The sequence below is a fragment of the Nonomuraea sp. AD125B genome, from assembly GCF_041402765.1.
Classification (GTDB): Bacteria; Actinomycetota; Actinomycetes; order Streptosporangiales; family Streptosporangiaceae; genus Nonomuraea; species Nonomuraea bangladeshensis.
In genome coordinates, this window is record NZ_JBGLOU010000031.1 from 1 (window position 1) to 16,853 (window position 16,853).

General features: G+C 70.2%; 15 protein-coding genes. 4 read left to right on the plus strand and 11 right to left on the minus strand.

Features of this window, described 5'->3' with window-relative positions; genetic code table 11:
- Positions 1-96: 96 nt before the first annotated feature.
- From ACBR40_RS45535 to ACBR40_RS45560, 6 genes are all read right to left on the minus strand, one after another.
- Positions 97-2,988 carry a tetratricopeptide repeat protein gene (locus ACBR40_RS45535; protein ID WP_371252758.1) on the minus strand — a complete coding sequence of 964 codons (2,892 nt, stop codon included), beginning with the start codon at positions 2,986-2,988 and terminating at the stop codon, positions 97-99.
- An 85-nt stretch (positions 2,989-3,073) separates the two neighbouring features.
- Positions 3,074-3,403: a trypco2 family protein gene (locus tag ACBR40_RS45540; protein ID WP_371252817.1), complete on the minus strand. Its 330-nt coding sequence runs from the start codon at positions 3,401-3,403 to the stop codon at positions 3,074-3,076.
- A 274-nt stretch (positions 3,404-3,677) separates the two neighbouring features.
- Complete coding sequence (locus ACBR40_RS45545; protein WP_371252759.1) at positions 3,678-7,097, minus strand: tetratricopeptide repeat protein; 3,420 nt, start codon at positions 7,095-7,097, stop codon at positions 3,678-3,680.
- Complete coding sequence (locus ACBR40_RS45550; protein WP_371252760.1) at positions 7,094-7,483, minus strand: hypothetical protein; 390 nt, start codon at positions 7,481-7,483, stop codon at positions 7,094-7,096. The genes ACBR40_RS45545 and ACBR40_RS45550 overlap by 4 nt, the downstream gene beginning before the upstream one ends.
- A 372-nt stretch (positions 7,484-7,855) precedes the next feature.
- Positions 7,856-8,269, minus strand: coding sequence for a hypothetical protein (locus tag ACBR40_RS45555; protein WP_371252761.1), 414 nt, complete (start codon positions 8,267-8,269; stop codon positions 7,856-7,858).
- On the minus strand, positions 8,266-10,377 hold the full coding sequence (locus ACBR40_RS45560; protein WP_371252762.1) for a hypothetical protein: 2,112 nt from the start codon (positions 10,375-10,377) through the stop codon (positions 8,266-8,268). Before ACBR40_RS45560 ends, ACBR40_RS45555 begins: the two co-directional genes overlap by 4 nt.
- Before the next feature lie 708 nt (positions 10,378-11,085).
- On the opposite strand from ACBR40_RS45560, the gene ACBR40_RS45565 reads away from it, so the two are divergent.
- Positions 11,086-11,316, plus strand: coding sequence for a hypothetical protein (locus tag ACBR40_RS45565; RefSeq protein ID WP_371252763.1), 231 nt, complete (start codon positions 11,086-11,088; stop codon positions 11,314-11,316).
- 4 nt (positions 11,317-11,320) lie between these two features.
- A complete protein-coding gene (locus tag ACBR40_RS45570) occupies positions 11,321-11,956 on the plus strand; it encodes a recombinase family protein (protein WP_371252764.1) in 636 nt (211 codons plus the stop codon).
- A gap of 57 nt (positions 11,957-12,013) precedes the next feature.
- On the opposite strand, the gene ACBR40_RS45575 is transcribed toward ACBR40_RS45570, so the two are convergent.
- The 3 genes from ACBR40_RS45575 to ACBR40_RS45585 all read right to left on the minus strand — a co-directional run bounded on the left by ACBR40_RS45575 (position 12,014) and on the right by ACBR40_RS45585 (position 13,538).
- Positions 12,014-12,148, minus strand: coding sequence for a hypothetical protein (locus ACBR40_RS45575; RefSeq protein ID WP_371252765.1), 135 nt, complete (start codon positions 12,146-12,148; stop codon positions 12,014-12,016).
- 377 nt (positions 12,149-12,525) lie between these two features.
- On the minus strand, positions 12,526-13,347 hold the full coding sequence (locus ACBR40_RS45580; RefSeq protein WP_371252766.1) for a hypothetical protein: 822 nt from the start codon (positions 13,345-13,347) through the stop codon (positions 12,526-12,528).
- On the minus strand, positions 13,347-13,538 hold the full coding sequence (locus tag ACBR40_RS45585; protein ID WP_371252767.1) for a hypothetical protein: 192 nt from the start codon (positions 13,536-13,538) through the stop codon (positions 13,347-13,349). The genes ACBR40_RS45580 and ACBR40_RS45585 overlap by 1 nt, the downstream gene beginning before the upstream one ends.
- 878 nt (positions 13,539-14,416) lie before the next feature.
- Between ACBR40_RS45585 and ACBR40_RS45590 the strand changes: the two genes are divergently transcribed.
- Entirely contained in the window at positions 14,417-14,752 is a 336-nt protein-coding gene (locus ACBR40_RS45590) for a hypothetical protein (RefSeq protein ID WP_371252768.1), read from the plus strand.
- Positions 14,753-14,962: 210 nt separating this feature from the next.
- A complete protein-coding gene (locus ACBR40_RS45595; protein ID WP_371252769.1) occupies positions 14,963-15,262 on the plus strand; it encodes a hypothetical protein in 300 nt (99 codons plus the stop codon).
- 151 nt (positions 15,263-15,413) lie between these two features.
- Here ACBR40_RS45595 and ACBR40_RS45600 read toward each other — a convergent pair whose 3' ends face one another.
- Both ACBR40_RS45600 and ACBR40_RS45605 read right to left on the minus strand, forming a co-directional pair.
- Entirely contained in the window at positions 15,414-15,677 is a 264-nt protein-coding gene (locus ACBR40_RS45600) for a DUF1883 domain-containing protein (protein ID WP_371252770.1), read from the minus strand.
- A gap of 188 nt (positions 15,678-15,865) precedes the next feature.
- Positions 15,866-16,810 (minus strand): hypothetical protein, encoded by a 945-nt coding sequence (locus ACBR40_RS45605; protein WP_371252771.1) that lies wholly within the window; start codon positions 16,808-16,810, stop codon positions 15,866-15,868.
- Positions 16,811-16,853 lie beyond the last annotated feature (43 nt).

The window sequence follows — 16,853 nt, forward strand, 5'->3', positions numbered from 1 at the left end:
GTTCAGGCTGCCGGCGAGGTGGGGCAGGAAGGCGTCGGGGCGGGCCTCGGTCAGGTGGCGATAGGTGCGGACGGCTTCTGTGATGGCCTCGAGGGCCTACTCGTGCAGGCCGAGCTCTCCAAGCCGGACCGATTGGTTGTTCAGGCTCATGGCGAGGTCGGGCAGGAAGGCGTCGGGGCGGGCCTCGGCCAGACGGCGGCGGATGTCGACGGCTTCGGTGATGGCCTCGAGAGCCTCCTCGTGCCGGCCCAGCGCTCCCAGGTCGGTGGACTGGTTGTTCAGGCTGCCGGCGAGGTCGGGCAGGAAGGCGTCGGGGCGGGCCTCGGTCAGGTGGCGATAGGTGCGGACGGCTTCTGTGATGGCCTCGAGGGCCTTCTCGTGCTGGCCGAGGTCTCCTAGCCGGTTCGCTTGGTTGTTCAGGCTGCCGGCGAGGTGGGGCAGGAAGGCGTCGGGGCGGGCCTCGGTCAGGTGGCGATAGGTGCGGACGGCTTCTGTGATGGCCTCGAGGGCCTTCTCGTGCTGGCCGAGGTCTCCTAGCCGGTTCGCTTGGTTGTTCAGGCTCATGGCGAGGTCGGGCAGGAAGGCGTCGGGGCGGGCCTCGGCCAGACGGCGGCGGATGTCGACGGCTTCGGTGATGGCCTCGAGGGCCTCCTCGCGTCGGCCCAGCGCTCCCAGGTCGGCGGACTGGTTGTTCAGGCTCATGGCGAGGTCGGGCAGGAAGGCGTCGGGGCGGGCCTCGGCCAAGTGGCGGCGGATGTCGACGGCTTCGGTGATGGCCTCGAGGGCCTCCTCGTGCCGGCCCAGCACTCCCAGCCGGACCGATTGGTTGTTCAGACTCTGAGCAAGCCCGCTCAGATCGTTTTGTGCCCGGAAGGCGGCCAGCAGCCGATTGGTGAGCTGGGCTGCCCACTCTGCCAGGGCGAAGCTGGCCTCGGGCAGGCTGTCCGACCAAGCCATTAGCTCGGCAAGCTCGATAGCGGGCTCGTCGAGCAGGCGATGCAGCGCCTGCAGCAGAGGCCTGGGCTGTTCCACTCGAGTAGCCACCTGAATCGCCAGGCTGGCTAGCAGCTGAGGACGGCGCACACACCAGCCGATGATGTGCTCGTCCAGCTCACCGGCGAACACCGAGTGCGCGGCCGCGCGCGTGGTCACGGTGAGCAGTCGATCGACCTGATCGCTACCGACCGCCGGCAGCAAGGTATCGATCAGATAGGGATGAGCGCACAGGTGGCGGCCGAGGAACCGCTCGGCCAGCCGGTCGGGCTGCAACTCGCCCCACGGCGTGTGGCGGCCCGTCGGTGGGTACAGCGCGGCGATCCAGGTGCTGACCCGGCTGCGAATGGCGGGATCGGCCAGCGCTGGGATGCGTGCCAGTACGGTCTCTGCCTGGCCGGGGTCAGGGGCACCAAAGGCGATGGCAACCGCCAGCGCGTGCAGCAGCCACTCAGCCAGGACCTGTCCATCAGTATGCAGTCCATATGCGCCGGCACAGCTAGTCCAGTACCGGCGTTCGTGAAGCAGCAGCCGATCCTCCACCTCCTCAGCGGACACCAGCATGGCCGCGGCCTGCTGGTGCCCGATGGCGGCTGCGTCGGTGAGAGCGAGGTCGGGGAGGCCGGCGGAGATGTCCAGCAGGTCGGCCAGCGCCAGCATGTGCACGCCCAACGCATTGCCCGAAGCGATCCGCGCCGCCGGCGGAGCGGCCAGGGCGGCGGCGATCTCGGCCCACGACCGGCCAGGACGAGGCCGCACCTGGTCGAGCTCGGCGGCGAAGGCGTGCGCGGCATCCCGGTAGCCGGCCACGCGGCCGTCTGGCGTGTCGTCCAGGACGGGGAGCGGGGTGACGCCGGCGCCGTCCAGCAGTGTCTCGCTCTGCGGGGAGGCCGACCGCGCGCCCTCCCACCAGCCGCCTGCGGTGCGGGCCAGCAGCAGCAGCTTCAGCGGCGCCTCCTCGCCCCGCCGGGCGCAGGCCTGCAGTAGGGCCTGCAGCTGCAGGAGGCGGGATTCGGCGTAGTCGATGATGATCAGAAGCGGGGCAGCCGCGTCCTGCAATGCCGCCAGCTGGGTCTCGTCGGCGCCGGCGTCCAGCCACAGCACCGCCCATCGCCGGCCGGTGAGCCGGGTGGCCAGCTCGGCGGCCAGCCGGGTCTTGCCCTGCCCGGCCGGGCCGTGCACCAGATGCGCGCCGAAACCCGGCAGCGTCGCCCACGCCAGCAGAGCCTGCAAGATCTCATCGCGGCCGTGGAAGGGGACCACCTGGCGGCGGGCGCGCAGCAGGGCGGCCGGGGAGCCGCCCCAGGCCGCCATGGCGGGTTCGGGTGCCGATGCCAGGTGCTGGTACTCGATCGGTTCGAGCTCCGGCGTCTCCGGCCCGGCGTGCTCGGTCAGCAGGCGGCGGAACTCCGGGTTGTGGTGCAGCACGTAGGCGGGGACCGCTTCCAGATGGCCGTGCTGCCGGCCGGCTGGATCGGCCGCCATGACCCCGGCCAGCAACTGGCCACAGAACAGTGCTGCTCCCGACAGGCCCGCCCATGGCGAGGACCCCTCCAGGTGATCGGCGGGCGCGGTGCCGTGCACCGTCATCACGTACCGGTTGCCGATGAGGCGGTCGCCGGGATTCAGTGTTCCGGAGGGCTGGGCCAGCTCGGCCGCCCGGCCCTCGGCCTGCACCACGGCGGGAAGCCCCCACGTGGTGCAGGGGATGTCGGGGCGGAAGGTGATGGCGCGTCCCCAGCGCACCGGCCTGCCCTGCGGCGGCTGCCAGGCGTCATCGCCGATCAGCACCAACGCCGCGTCGTCACGCCCGTCCGGGGTCCCCTGCCACACCACCTCGCCGGCGTAGGTGTCCGGGTGGCCCGGCCGGTAGACGCGTGCCGGGGTGCCAGGCGGGCCGGTGACGTGCGCGGAGGTGAGCACCAGCCGCGGCCCGATCACATAGCCCGAGCCCGGCCTGGCCGCGTCCACGCCCACCACCCGCTGCCGCTGCATCCGCCCTCCCCAGCCGTTGCCTGTCTCTTCGGGGTTGCCACCCGGACTGCACCTTCACCGGTCGTGTCCGGGCCTGGCATATGGGTCAGGGTTCGAGGTAGCCGGACACATCGCCGGGCCCGGCCGGGCGGTTCTCGCTGCCGGCGATCAGCACGTCGCCGCCGTCGGGGTGCTTGGGCGTCAGCGTGACCTTCACCTTGTGCGTACGACCCCGGCTCACCCCGGCCTCCGCCCCGGCCGTGACCACCCATGCCTTGAAACCCGCCTTGGCCTTGGCATCGGCCTTCAGCTCCACCGCGAACTCCAGCTCGATCGGTCCCACCGCGAAGGCGATCTGGCTGCCCGCCCCGGCCATCGCCGCCGCCAGCAGCTCATCACGCAGCCCCTCTACCGCCTGAGCTAGCTCGATGTCCATCTCGTTCACGCTCCGCTCATCCGCCACCGCCGGGAGTTCTCACCGTAAAGCAGACCCATCGCCACCAGGAGGAGATACCGCAGATTCCCCCATCCTCGGGACCGATCGTGGCGAGGCGAAGGCAGCGAAGCAGTGATCAGCTACGCGGCCTCGGAAATCGGTAGTCAGAGGTTGTTGAACGTGGCAGGTAGATGAACGAGTTGTTGAAGCCTCCCACCTGCCCTTGGACGGCCAAGTGATCGTCTTCATCAACCGATCGTTAAGTGAAGAACCGTCACCCCCCACTCGGCTCCTCCCCCTCCCCTGTCCAGTAGGCGAGTTGCTGCCGGGTGGTCAGGGTGTCGGGGTGGTCGGCACCCTGGACGCGTTCGTGGATGGGGAGCAGGGCGGCGAACTGATCGCGGGCGGCGGCCGCGTCTCCGGCCTGCCCGGTCCAGTGGGCGAGGCTGTGCCGGGTGTTCAGGGTGGAGGGGTGGTCGGCACCCTGGATGCGCTCTTCTACGGGGAGCAGGGCAGCGAACTGGTCGCGGGCGGCGGCCGCGTCTCCCGCCTGCCCGGTCCAGTGGGCGAGCTGGTATCGGGTGTTCAGGGTGGAGGGGTGGTCGGATCCCAGGACGCGCTCTTCGACGGAGAGCAGGGCGGTGCAGTGATCGCGGGCGGCGGCCGCATCTCCGGCCTGCCCGGTCCAGTGGGCGAGGCTGTGCCTGGTGTTCAGGGTGGAGGGGTGGTCGGGGCCTAGGACGCGCTCTTCGACGGGGAGCAGGGCGGTGAGCTGGTCGCGGGCGGCGGCCGCGTCTCCGGCCTGCCCGGTCCAGTGGGCGAGGTCGTGCCGGGTGTTCAGGGTGGAGGGGTGGTCGGGGCCCTGGACGCGTTCGTGGATGGGGAGCAGGGCGGTGAGCTGGTCGCGGGCGGCGGCCGCGTCTCCGGCCTGCCCGGTCCAGTGGGCGAGGCTGTGCCGGGTGTTCAGGGTGGAGGGGTGGTCGGGGCCCTGGACGCGTTCGTGGATGGGGAGCAGGGCGGTGAGCTGGTCGCGGGCGGCGGCCGCGTCTCCCGCCTGCCCCGCCCAGCGAGCGAGCTGGTACCGGGTGATCAGGGTGTCGGGGTGGTCGGCGCCCTGGACGCGTTCGTGGATGGGGAGCAGGGCGGCGAACTGGTCGCGGGCGGCGGCCGCGTCTCCGGTCTGCCCGGTCCAGTGGGCGAGCTGGTGCCGGGTGATCAGGGTGTCGGGGTGGTCGGCACCCTGGACGCGCTCTTCGACGGAGAGCAGGACGGTGAGCTGGTCGCGGGCGGCGGCCGCGTCTCCGGTCTGCCCGGTCCAGTGGGCGAGCTGGTGCCGGGTGATCAGGGTGTCGGGGTGGTCGGGGCCCTGGACGCGTTCGTGGATGGGGAGCAGGGCGGCGAACTGGTCGCGGGCGGCGGCCGCGTCTCCGGCCTGCCCGGTCCAGTGGGCGAGCTGGTATCGGGTGTTCAGGGTGGAGGGGTGGTCGGGGCCCTGGACGCGTTCACGGATGGGGAGCAGGGCGGCGAGCTGGTCGCGGGCGGCGGCCGCGTCTCCGGCCTGCCCGGTCCAGTGGGCGAGGCTGTGCCAGGTGTTCAGGGTGTTGGGGTGGTCGGGGCCCTGGACGCGTTCACGGATGGGGAGCAGAGCGGTGAGCTGGTCGCGGGCGGCGGCAGCGTCTCCGGCCTCCCCCGTCGAGGCGGCGAGGTTGTGCCGGGTGGCCAGGGTGTCGGGGTGGTCGGCACCCTGGACGCGTTCGTGGATGGGGAGCAGGGCGGCGAGCTGGTCGCGGGCGGCGGCCGCGTCTCCGGCCTGCCCGGTCCAGTGGGCGAGCTGGTGCCGGATGGTCAGGGTGTCGGGGTGGTCGGCACCCTGGACGCGTTCGTGGATGGGGAGCAGGGCAGCGAACTGGTCACGGGCGGCCGTCGCCTCCCCCGCCTCCCCCGTCCAGTCGGCGAGCTGGTGCCGAGTGCGCAGGGTGTCGGGATGGTCGGGGCCCAGGACGGGCTCTTCGACGGAGAGCAGGGCGGCGAGCTGATTGCGGGCAGCGGCAGCGTCCCCTGCCTGCCCCGTCCAGCGGGCGAGCTGGTTCCGGGTGTTCAGGGTAGAGGGGTGGTCGGGGCCTAGGACGCGCTCTTCGACGGGGAGCAGGGCGGCGAGCTGGTCGCGGGCAGCGGCCGCGTCCCCTGCCTCTCCTATCCCGCAGGCGAGGTTGTACCGGGCGGTCAAGGTGGCAGGGTGGTCGTCGCCCAGTGTTCCCAGAACATGGGAATAGGCGTCTTGCTGGAGTTGGACGATGGTCGTGTGGTCGCCACGGGCATGGAGGTAGTCGAACAGCTGGTACAGCCCGTGGGAGTGTGGCGGCAGTGCGGTGCGGGCGTGTGGCAGGAGCGCTTGGTAGGCGGGCCAGGTGCGAGTGGTGTGCGGATCGTCGGGGAGCGCGGCCAGGATCAGGTCCGCCGCAGTGCTGTGGACTTGATCGCGCTGGTCGGGGGTCAGCTGGTGCAGGGTGGCGGCTTGGACGAGGCGGTGCACGCTGACCAGGTCCTCTGGCTGGCCGGCCACGAGCTCGACGGGGCTGGGCGTAAGGGTGATCAGGCTGTAGGACTCCAGCAGTGCTAGCGCCTCGCCGACCTGTAGCGGGTCGGTCTCGGGCAGGCCGTCCAGGACGGAGCAGGGCAGGTTGTCGGGGGCGAAGCAGGCCAGCAGGTTCAGCACGTCGATGGCCAGCGGGCTGATGGCCTGGATGCGGGTGTGGCTGAGGGTCAGCACTGTGGCCACCACCCGCTCGGCGTCACCGCCGGCTGGTGCTGCGGTGGCGTACATGCGGGCGGGCGTGGTGGTCAGCAGCTCCAGATATCTGGTCAGGGGCATCCGGGGAGTGCGGGCGATGTAGGCGCCGGCCTGGGTCAGCGCGAGCGGCAGATCCCCCAGCTGTTCGGCCAGTTCGCCCAGCCCGTCGGCGTCGGCTGAGTCCGGCGGGCCGATCAGGCCAGCCAGCAGGGCGATCGCGGCCGGGCGGGACAACAGCTCCAGCCGGAGCGGGGTGATGTCCAGGTGCTGCCAGCCGATGTCGCGGCGGGTGGTGATCAGCACGTGGCCGTGGGCCAAGCGAGAAAGGTACGGCTCGGCGTCAGCGACGTCTTCGACGTTGTCGAGGATGATCAGCCAGCCGGGGTGGGTGGCCAGCCAGTTCAGCGCCCAGGCGGCGGCTTCGGCGGTGGTGGCCTGTTCGGCGGCGACGGAGTCGATGCCGCAGGTCAGCTCCCGGGCCAGGGCGGCCAGCCCGGCCCGGATCCGCTCGGGGCCGTCGGCGTCGATCCACCACACCAGTTCGTAGTCGCCGCGGTGGTGGTGGGCGTACTGCAGGGCCAGTTCGCTCTTGCCGACGCCGCCTAGCCCGAGCACGGCCTGGCTGATCACCCCGGCGGCCGTGGTGTCGTGCAGCGTCTGGCGCAGCGCGGTCAGGGCCTCGTCCCGGCCGACGAAGGTCGTCGTGGGGCGGCGCGGCAGGCCCGACAGCCCCGCCGGCACCGGCACGGTGCCGGCCTGCGGCAGCGGCCGCCGTGGATCCTGCTGGGTGATCTCGTTGATGGTCTGATCACCGGCCGCCTGGTAGGTGCGGCCGTGTTCACGAGCGGCCCCGTCCATCCGGACGTCCGGCCGCTGCCGAGGGGCGGCTGGCGGGATGGTCATCGTTCGTTGATGGTCTGGTCGCCGCCTGCCTGATACACCCGCCCCTGCCCGGAGGCGTTGCCTTCCATTCGTACATTTCGTGCGACATCACCGGTCGAGACCGCGGGCGGCGTGCTCGGGGCGTGCTCGGCGCGCAGCTGCGCCCGCAACGCCACCACCGAAACCACTAGGGCGGCCGTCCCCAGCGCCATGCCGGTGAACATGCCGACCACGCTGGCCCGCTGATCCAGCACCTGGAGCAGATCGTCGGGCAGGTGCAGTGGATCGGCGAAGAACCAGACCAGCACGGCCACCAGACAGACTGCCAGGACGACGATCGAGGCGATCGCCACGACCCGCCACAGCCGTGAACCCGCCACTCGCTCATTCCCGGGCGTCTTCGACATGCCTCCAGAGTGCTCCCGTATCGGCAGGAACGGACGCATAGTGACGAACGCGTTACCTGTCCTCAGCCGGCCTTATGGGGGTCGTTCTGAGCGGCGGCTTGCGGGAGCTTTAGGAGCTGCGGCCAACACCGCACGGGCGTACGCGATCGCGCTGCGCGCCCTGGCCGCCGAGCTCGGCGCGCACCCCGCGCACCCCGCGCTGGAGGAGCTGGTAGGCGAGGCCTCGCCGACCGCCTCGCCGCCTGGTTCTCCAGCCGCTGAGGGACGGCGACCGCGGGCCTTGACGGAGGCTGGTAGAGGTCGCCGCTCAGACCGTGGGGCGGCAGTCTAAGCGGCGACAGGGATGAACCGAAGGCCGGCGACCTCGTGCTGTCAGGTATGGGAGGTCGGCCAGCGGCGGGGTGCCATCACCGATCGCAGCTGCAACTGGTCTGCACAACGTCCTTCAATGGAGTTGAGGACCCTGGGCGGGGTGTGGTCGTGCAGGTGCAGCGCGCGAATGGTGGCGAACACCGCGCGGCGGCCGGGATCGCGGTGATGTTCGGCGAGGCGGGCAGCGAGACCGTCATCGCGGCTGGCCTGGCCCAGCCAGCGGATGCGGCTGTCGGAGTCGGTGATCAGATAGATGGCGGTGAGGATGCCCAACTCGGTGAATGCCTCGTAGTCGCTGAAGCGGGTGGGCGCCAGGTAAGGGGCGATGAGGTAAGGGCCTGCCGTCAGGGGGAGGGCGGCGAGCATGGGCCGGGTCAGGACGGGGCCGGCAGGCAGCGAGGTGGCCGGGATCATTGGTCGGCCGCCCGGTTGAGGTAGGTCATGCAGGCCGAGTTGAAGTCGTCGATGTCGGCGGTGCCGCCCTGGAGAGCGATCAAGAGCGTGCTCAGGCCCTTCACGTCGGTTCGCAACGCGTTCAGGGCGTCGATCAGCACGGGGATGACGGTGTCGGCGACGTTCACCGGGAAGGCGGGCAGGCCTGCGCCGGTCGCTTTGTCATGCAACTCCCGGGCTGCCTGGATTGCCCCGGCGACCTGCGTCGGCAGGCCCAAGGCCACGACTGCCTGAAAGTCAGTGAGTGCCCGGAGCACGAGCTCCTGCGGGGTGGGATCGGGCTGAGCGGGGGCGTCGCCTGGTTCGGGAGACGGCGTGGGCTTTTTGGGACGCCTCGTGCCAGTCTTGGGAAAGACGTCGTCGGCGTCGAACCAGGTGCGGGTCGCGACCGTGCCCGGGATCGGGCACCCCTGCTCGTCGATCTGGCGGGGGAGGGCGCCGGTGTTGGTGGCGTGGGCCAGCTCCCGCATGAGGGCGATGGCGCGGACGGGGGCGAGCAGCAAGGCCGCGCGGACGTTGACGCCCCCGCGGCGGATCCGTGGCGCGTTCTTCTCACCTTCTGTGCCGTCCTGAGCCTGCGCCCCCATGGAGCCGCGATCGGCCTCAACGATCTTGTGTTCGGCGAGCCAGTGGATGCCCCGCGTCACCAGGAAGGTCTCCAGGGCGTCGCTGTCGCCCTTCTCGGCCCGCTCCAGCAACGTGGACCAGCTGTCCGGGGAGGCGCGGAAGCCGCCGTTCTTGATGGCTCCGGCGGGCAGCAGCCCGTCGAGCACGCGGGGGTTCCACCGCTGGCTGTAGCCGTCGCTGATCACCGCAGAGATCATGCGGGTGCGGTTCTCCACGTGGCGCCTCCCAGTGGCGTACGGCGCAGGCTCTCCGATCACCTCACGGACCAGGGCCCGGTCGGCGGTGTCCTCCGGGAACACCGCGTTGAAGAGCGCGATGTCGCGGCGATCCCGGGCGTCGACCGGGGACTCTCCGGGGCGAGGGGAGGGATCGGGGCCTTCGCCGGCGAGCCAGGCACGGTTGGCTTCAGTGAGGCGTCCGGCTGTGGTCAGTTCGCGCAGCAGAGCGCGCACGTCCGAGGCCGCCTTGTCTGCGAGGCCGTAGTCCAGGGGCGGCCTGCGGTGGTCGACGCGGTTGGGATCGAACACCGCGTTGTGGAAGCTGCTCAGGTCGTCGGCGCCGATGACGAGCTGGAACGGGACGGTGGCCACCCGCGCGGCCCGCCGGACGGCCTCGTGCTCGGAGTGGCCAGGGTCGGCGTAGATCTCCCGCAGAAGGTCGGCGAGGATCGGAACCCAGTAGTACGGGTCGGCGCTGATCGGGTCGTCGAGCCAGGCTCCGTCCTGCTTGTTCTTGTTGCGCAACATCTCCTGCGGCCGGATCCCGAACACGATGTCCCGAGCTTTGAGGCCATGGAGGGTGAGACGAGCGCGGGACCGGTTCGCGCCCCTGATCGACATCAGGTCCACGACCGACCGCTCTCCCGCGTCGCCGGAACCCTCCTCGTGGATCCGGCGGACCAGCGGCACGTGCAGTGTCTGGGTCTGCTGGCCATGAGTGGCGACGTCTTCGGCCAGCCGGTAGCCGCGGTCTCCGTCGGCCTGGTCCAGCGCACTCTCCATCGTCTCCAGCAGGCTCGCCAGGTGGTTGGGCGTGACTGGGCTGGTGGTGAGGAACGGGGCGGGCCTCCCGGCGAGGTGGCCCGTCTCCAGAGCGGGCAGCATCAGGAGGGGATCGGCGCCCGGACGCACGGGCGAGTGGAAGGCCGAGCGAATCCGCTCGTTGTATTCGCTGGGACTGCCGGCGAACCCGTGCACCGTCCCGTTGAGGATCTTGAGGCTGCCCTCGCGGGTAATGGCCTCGGGCCTCAGCCAGTACCGGCTGTCGCCGCGCGGCTTGGTCAGGAGATCCTTGGGATGGACGAAGTACGCCGCGATGGCGTTGGTGATGTGCAGCGGCAGGTTCATCTCCGCGGCGAGGGCAGTCGACAAGCGATCGGTCCACTCGCGTTTGTCGGCGCCCGGGAACGGGTTGTCGTCGGGGGGCGGGCTCGTGATGGTCATGGGGAACCTCCGAGTAAGGCGTCGGCAGTCGCCGACGAGGTCGGGCTGCCGGACCCGGTTTGGTCCGGACAGGACATCAAGGCCCGGACCTCCGTTGGCTCTCGGAGGCTTCCAGCTCCCGGCCACGCCCCATCGATCGCGATGGCACGCGTGTTCGGATCCCGTCCTACTCCAACTTCCGTCGCCGCGCCCGTGCTGCCCCTGAACAATCGGGGGCAAGCAGCGAGAATTGCGGACACCCCCGGCGGAAGACCGCCACTGGGAGTCAGGAGATGGATCAGGCATCGGGCCTGAATGCTTGGCGCGACCTTACCCGTTCCCACCGACAATTTCGGGGCGGGCGTCCGGGCCGGAGGGCCTCCAGCGCTCGGGCCCGGCGTGAAGACACCCCGTACGGCCACTGGCTCATCGCCGTCTTCGACCGCCGATACCACGCGCCGGAGCACGAGTCTAGCCCCGCCTGTTCTACGAGATCATCCGTCTCCTGTTCGGACGCCCCCTCCCGCAGCGAGGTCGTCGGGCTCTTCATGGTCCCCATCGTCGGGTCGACGGCAGCTTGTTCACGGTGCCGGCGTGCAGACCACTGCGCGCATTCCGTGCAGACGGCTCCAAACTGACACCCGTCCTGGAAATCTTGGTCAAGGCGTTGAGTTTCGGGACGGATTTCGGGACAGTACGGAGGACCACCCGACCGGGACCGATTAGAAGATGGCCGAGCCGAACATGGACCGCGTGCACGCCCGCCTGACCGCCGCGCTGCTCAGGATGATGCCGCCCGATGTCGCGGCGCCGTTCTTCCGGAGCCCTGCCTGGACGGATCTCACGCCCACCGAGCAAGCCATGATCATCGATGCCGACGCCGACATGGAAGAGCAGGACCGGCGCCGGCGTCAGCAGGCCCGCCAGGAGCGAGCCGAGAGACGCAGCACCTGTGACTGAGCCCATGACTGGGCCCGCCGAGTCGTCGAACGCGATCCGCGTCGGCTACGCCAGGGTCTCCACCCTGGGCCAGGACCACGCCGCCCAGCTGGAGCTGCTGGGCGCCGCCGACTGCCGCGAGGTCGTGGAGGAGACCATCTCCACCCGCCGCAAGGACCGCCCCAAGCTCCAGGCCACCCTGGCGTCGATGAAGGCCGGCGACACGCTGGTCATCACCAAGCCCGACCGCGTCGCCCGCAGCGTCAAGGAACTGCTGGTCTTCCTCGAAGACGAGCTCGCGCCGCGCGGCATCAACCTGCACATCCTGACCGGCATCTGCGCCGGCATCCACCGCCCGAACGGGCAGTCCATCGCCGACAAAATGCTGTTCCTGGTCGCGGCTATGGCCGCCGAGATGGAACGCGACCTCATCACCGAGCGCACCCTGGAGGGCCTGGACGCCGCCCGCGCCGCCGGCCGCGTCGGCGGCCGCCCGGCCACAGTCACCGACGACGTGCTCGCCGCCGCCCGGGCCCGGCGCGAGCGCGGCCAGTCGGTCACCCAGATCGCCCTGGAGCTCGGTGTCGGCAGGTCGACGCTGTATCGGGCGCTGGAGAGCGACGATCCGCCCGCCGCTGCGGACGCCGCGCCCTCATGCTGACGATCCCTCCTTCTAAAGGCCTCCCGCACCGCGCAGGCCCGCGCCGAGTCCGAGCGTCTACGCGCCGAGCTGGACCAGGCCCGCCGACAGCACGCTGAGGAGACCGCACGGCAGCGCGAGGACCGGGCCGCCGCCCAGCGAACAGTCAGCGAGGTGCGCGGGCAGCTCGCCGCCGCCCAGGCCGCGGCGCACAGCCTCGAGCAGCAGGCGCAGGCCGCCCGCCGAGAGCCGGGCCGCCGACCTGCTGCAGGCGCTGCGCGAGTGACGGCCCCCGGCCCGCGAAGGTGGGTGAAGCCGACGTTGAATGCATCGCCGCCGCCCAGCTCGACCGTGGGGATCGAGGCGGAGAGGGGGCTGCGGAGGTCGACCGCCTGATGCCGGCCGTTGCCGATTACGGGATCCCGGTTTGGCCCCCGGAGATGAGCTGTATGCGATCAGTCGTCGAAGGGCTGGACGAGGGTCACGCGTACGGTCACCCTCGTGGCCCTTGCTCCTTCCGGAAACAGCGAGCAGGCCCTCGAACGTGCGTCCGAGGGCCGCTGCGCGGGGTCTCTTCCTTGCCGGGACTGCTAGCTGGCGTCCTGCTGTTGGACGGGCCGTAGCGGGGAAACTGCGGCGGCGCATCTGCCCATGCGCACCTGGCGCCAGGCCGTGGTCCACCTGGCCACGGTGTCCTCGTCGCCACCACACCCCTGGATGAAGGCTTGGACGAGCTTGAGGGTGGGCAGACGCGGGCGCTTGTTGGGGTCCAATGCCTCGCACAAGGTGCTGGCGCCCACGCTCTTGCGCGAGTTGAGGGAGATCTCGCGGTAGGACAGCTCGCCCGCCCAGACGTGGAACTCCCGCATCACCTCGAGGAACTCCTCCTTGGTGGAGGCCCGCAGCGGGTCCGGCTCAAGGTCATGTCCGGCGATGTCGGCCCGCAGCCGATACAGGGTGTCCGGGCGGGTGAAGACGGGGCGGACCCTGTCGCTGGCCTTCTTGCTGTCGCGACTCAGTATCCACAGCTCGCGGGCGTGCGTCCGGTGCTCGTGAGGAATCTTGAGAGCGTTAAAAATGCGCTCGTACACCGACCAGGGTGCCTTGGCGTCTTCTCCAGCCACTATTCCCTGAAGGATGAGGGGGCGCAGATTGACACGCTCCCCCAGTGCCTTCCACGTGATGCCCCGGGCCAGCGTGTAGGTCGTGATCAGCGCGCCTAGTTGAGCGAGTGCAGCGGCCGAGGAGACATCGCGGGGGAGGGCCGTCTGCTGGAGGTTGTGGGCTTGCTGAGCCTTGGTTGAGGGGTCTGGGTCCTGAGAGACCTCGAAGAGGGGGGAGATGTTGACGGCGACCGTCTCGGAGAAGAGGTTCGCCTGGAGGTTGTCGCGGCCGAGCTCGCGCGCCCCCATCAAACAGTCTTTCGCTGCGGTTTGCCGAGCCGGGCCGCCGCGCCGGTGACCGTGGTGATGAGCAGCACGATCACCTCGGTGGTCATGCCGACGACGTGCGCCACAGTTGCGAAGGCCAGCAGGATGATGATGAGGATCAGCCACGCGGGGACGTCGCCGATCCTCGGGATGCGGATGCACAACGTGCGCATGCGCAACACCGCCTTTGGATGTCTGTTGCCTGGGCAGGCAGGGATTGGTGTCTCGCGCAGCGCAAGGTTGCAACCCCTTTGCGTCCACGCATGTAACCATGATGGCGTACGTACGTGACTAAGCGTCCCGGAACGCCATTCGCCCAAATTTGGACAAAGTGGGGCAGCGTGTTTGTGTGGCGTGCAGGTGGTGTCCAGCGTCGTTCCCGATGGGTCAGCCACGTTCAGAAACGTTCGGATGCATCCGGCCGTGCTCCAAGATGCTCGGACCCTCGCGACCGATAACAACTTTCCCTGCACAATGGCCATCAAGGCAGAAACACAACCAGTGGTGCACTGCGTTGCCTGTCATAGTCCTGCATCTCGCGGGATCCCTTTGATGTCGAACTGTCTGGGCAGGCAGGGATGTCGAAGATCGGGGGGTTCGCTGTTGCAACCGGCGGGCCCCCCTCCACGCCTTGTGCACGAGGAGCTCTGGTGAACGCGCTCGTTGAGCGGGGCGGCCTGACCCGGTGCCTACAGTCGGCCGACTGGCGCAGGGCGGACGTACCGCACGTTCCTCGACGTGGGGCAGGCCACTATTGCCCGCGCCCTGCACACCGCCCGCCGCGCTCTTCCTGAGAGCCCTGAGCGCACCGCCATCCGTCACGCCCTGGACGACCTCATCGACCGGCACCTGCCGACGCCGAGCGCATCACAGGGGTCCCAGCTCGACAGCGAGAGCGGGCCCCGCAGGGACCGCCTGGTGTCGCCGGGCCATCGCCGAGTACCTCGCGCCCGCCCCCGCCGACCCGGCCGCGGCTGGCATCGACGGGTTCGTCCTCAGGAGACGAGCTGGCAAGACCTGCAAGCAGAAGGTCGCCGCCGAGCGCGCGGCCGTGGCGACGGCGCGCTGGACCTGTTCGACGCGGCCGGCCGGCCCGGTGCTGGCCGCGACCACCACGCTCAGCGCGGGCCTGAACGGCCTGCAGCAGGCCCTGCTGCGCCACACCGACGCGCTGACCGTCGTGCGCGATGACGCGGTGACTCGCATCGCCGTTGCCGAGCAGGCCGCCGCCGAAGCCCGCACCGCGGCCGTCACGGCTGAAGGCGAGCGCGAGCGCGCCGTACGGGCGGCGGCCGCAGCCGCGCGGGAGCGTGAGCAGGCCGTGGAGGCCAAACGCGTCGCCGAGCGGATGGTCCGTGACGCGAGTCTGAGCGCGAGCGGCAGGTGACCGCCGCCGCGGTGCATGCCCAGCAGGAGCAGCAGAAGGAGTGGGAACGCTCCGAGCAGCTGCAGCGCAGTAACCGCGAGCTGGAGAAAGCCAACCGGGAGCTGGGCAAGGACCTGGCCGTCGTCCGCGCCCAGGTGGCCGCGCTGGAGGAGGCGCGGGCGGCCGCGGAGACCGCCGCTGCGCAGACCCGCGCCGAGACCGAGCGTCTGCGTGCCGAGCTGGACCAGGTCCGCCAGCAGCACGCCGAGGAGGCCCACCCGGCTCCGCGAGGACCTGACCACCGCCGGGGAGCGCCTGGAGGAGACGCGCGGCCAGCTGGCCGCCGCGCAGTCCGCGATCCAGACCGCCATCCAGCGGGCGGAGGTCGCCGAGACGCGGGCCGCCGCTCTCCAGGAGGCCAAGACCGCCGCAGAGGCGTCGGCCCGGGAGGCTGTCCAGCGTGCCGAGGCCGCCGACGCTCGCGCCGGCGAGGTCCTGGCGCTGCTGCGTCAGCGCGACACCCCCGCCTGAGCATCCGAGAGCCCCCGGGCCCTTGATTTTTGAGGGGGCCCGGGGGCTCTCTTCGTGCCGGGTCCCCTGGAAGGGGGAGGGTTTCTGGACTTTCCGGACCGGTCTACGCGCACGCGCGCGGCAGAGGCTGGGAGCGCGGCTTGCGTCGCGGTCAGTCGAAGAGCTGGACGACCATGACCTTCTTGACCCGGTCGTAGCTGTCGACGATCAGGTACCAGTAGTCGTCGTAGGGCACCTGCAGAGTTAGGGGGCTGTAGTCGTAGAAGCCGCCGTAGTACTCGTAGTCGTCCCCGTCGAGGTATGCCTGGTAGTCGTCGCTGTCCATGAGGGCCACCCGGGCGGTCGAGCCGCGCCAGTCCACCTCGAAGCAGGCGCCGGCCCCGGTTTCTCCGAGATCCCAGTACAGATGCCTCACAAAGCCATTAGTAGCCGGTCACGCATGAGGCGGAAAGTGGGAGAGCTCGGTGTCGGACGCTCGACGCTGTACCGGGCGCTAGAGAGCGACGATCCACCCGCCGCCGCAGACGCCGCCCCCTCACGCTGACGATCTCTCTCCTTCCGAAGGCCTCCCGCGCCGAACCGACCCGAGTGTGGGCCATCAGGTCAGCGAGTTCCGAGGCGATCCCACCTACTCCACTCGGCGGCCGGGCGGACCTTGAGCCACTTGGGCGGGCGCTGGACACGGATGACGGCTGGCCTGTCGTCAGGCGCCTGTTCCAACTCGCCTCCCAAAATGGTGCCGTCCGGAAGGCGCAGCAGCAGGTCGATCCCGGCGGACGGCCACTTGCCGCGCACCAGTTGCAGGACCGGCCTGGCGTCGAAACTCAAGCCGTCGCTGGTCACCTGGGGCGTGGCCAGGATGAGGACCATGCGGGTGACTTCCCGGCCGCCCAGCGCACTTAGGCCATGGTGCGCCTGCAACTGGTCGAGCAGGAACAGCAGATTGGCGCGCTCGCGCGCAGTGACACTTCCGCTGATCAAGGCCGCCGTGAAGCCCTGCACGGCACGGAAGAAATAGCCCAGCTCCTCCCGCGTCATGATCGTGGGCGCTCTTGTCTGTGCCGGATCCGGCGAGGCTTCGAGCTGTCCATCGGCGTGCACAATCAACTCACGGTGCACGACAGAATGCCGCAGATCCGCCGTGTGCGCGTACAGGCACATGACACGCCGCCACAGGTCCACCTCGCCTCTGAAGGGCGGCAGGCGCTGCGGGCCATTCCCAGTGACGGCATTGCTGCACTTGGCCTCGATCGACATTGGTTTCGGGGTAGGGCTGAAGATGCCGTCCAGAACGAGATCCACAACCTTCCACGCGGCTCCAAAGACCATTGGAGTGACGTCGACCCCGACCGACTGCCCGTTGACGTGCGCGACGGCGCGCGCCGGGGCCCCGCCCACCAGAGCGTGGATCCGCGGACTGTCACGGCTCTCATCCCGGTAGTCCACCACCTGCAGCCCGGGGGTGAGGAGGAGGGCAGGCGCGATCTCATCTAGAACGTAGCGCTCGAAAGCACTGTCGTGGCTGAACCGTAAGGCGGAAAAGGGCATGGCCGTCGCTCCCCTCGGCAAAGGATGGTCGTCTCGGAGCGTA

Bases quoted from the DNA above. Each gene is read 5' to 3' on its own strand.
- ACBR40_RS45560 (WP_371252762.1), bottom strand. From the start codon at position 10,377: ATGACCATCACGAGCCCGCCCCCCGACGACAACCCGTTCCCGGGCGCC.
- ACBR40_RS45545 (WP_371252759.1), bottom strand. From the start codon at position 7,097: ATGACCATCCCGCCAGCCGCCCCTCGGCAGCGGCCGGACGTCCGGATG.
- ACBR40_RS45550 (WP_371252760.1), bottom strand. From the start codon at position 7,483: ATGTCGAAGACGCCCGGGAATGAGCGAGTGGCGGGTTCACGGCTGTGG.
- ACBR40_RS45565 (WP_371252763.1), top strand. From the start codon at position 11,086: ATGGCCGAGCCGAACATGGACCGCGTGCACGCCCGCCTGACCGCCGCG.
- ACBR40_RS45540 (WP_371252817.1), bottom strand. From the start codon at position 3,403: ATGGACATCGAGCTAGCTCAGGCGGTAGAGGGGCTGCGTGATGAGCTG.
- ACBR40_RS45585 (WP_371252767.1), bottom strand. From the start codon at position 13,538: ATGCGCACGTTGTGCATCCGCATCCCGAGGATCGGCGACGTCCCCGCG.
- ACBR40_RS45580 (WP_371252766.1), bottom strand. From the start codon at position 13,347: ATGGGGGCGCGCGAGCTCGGCCGCGACAACCTCCAGGCGAACCTCTTC.
- ACBR40_RS45535 (WP_371252758.1), bottom strand. From the start codon at position 2,988: ATGCAGCGGCAGCGGGTGGTGGGCGTGGACGCGGCCAGGCCGGGCTCG.
- ACBR40_RS45570 (WP_371252764.1), top strand. From the start codon at position 11,321: ATGACTGGGCCCGCCGAGTCGTCGAACGCGATCCGCGTCGGCTACGCC.
- ACBR40_RS45555 (WP_371252761.1), bottom strand. From the start codon at position 8,269: ATGATCCCGGCCACCTCGCTGCCTGCCGGCCCCGTCCTGACCCGGCCC.
- ACBR40_RS45605 (WP_371252771.1), bottom strand. From the start codon at position 16,810: ATGCCCTTTTCCGCCTTACGGTTCAGCCACGACAGTGCTTTCGAGCGC.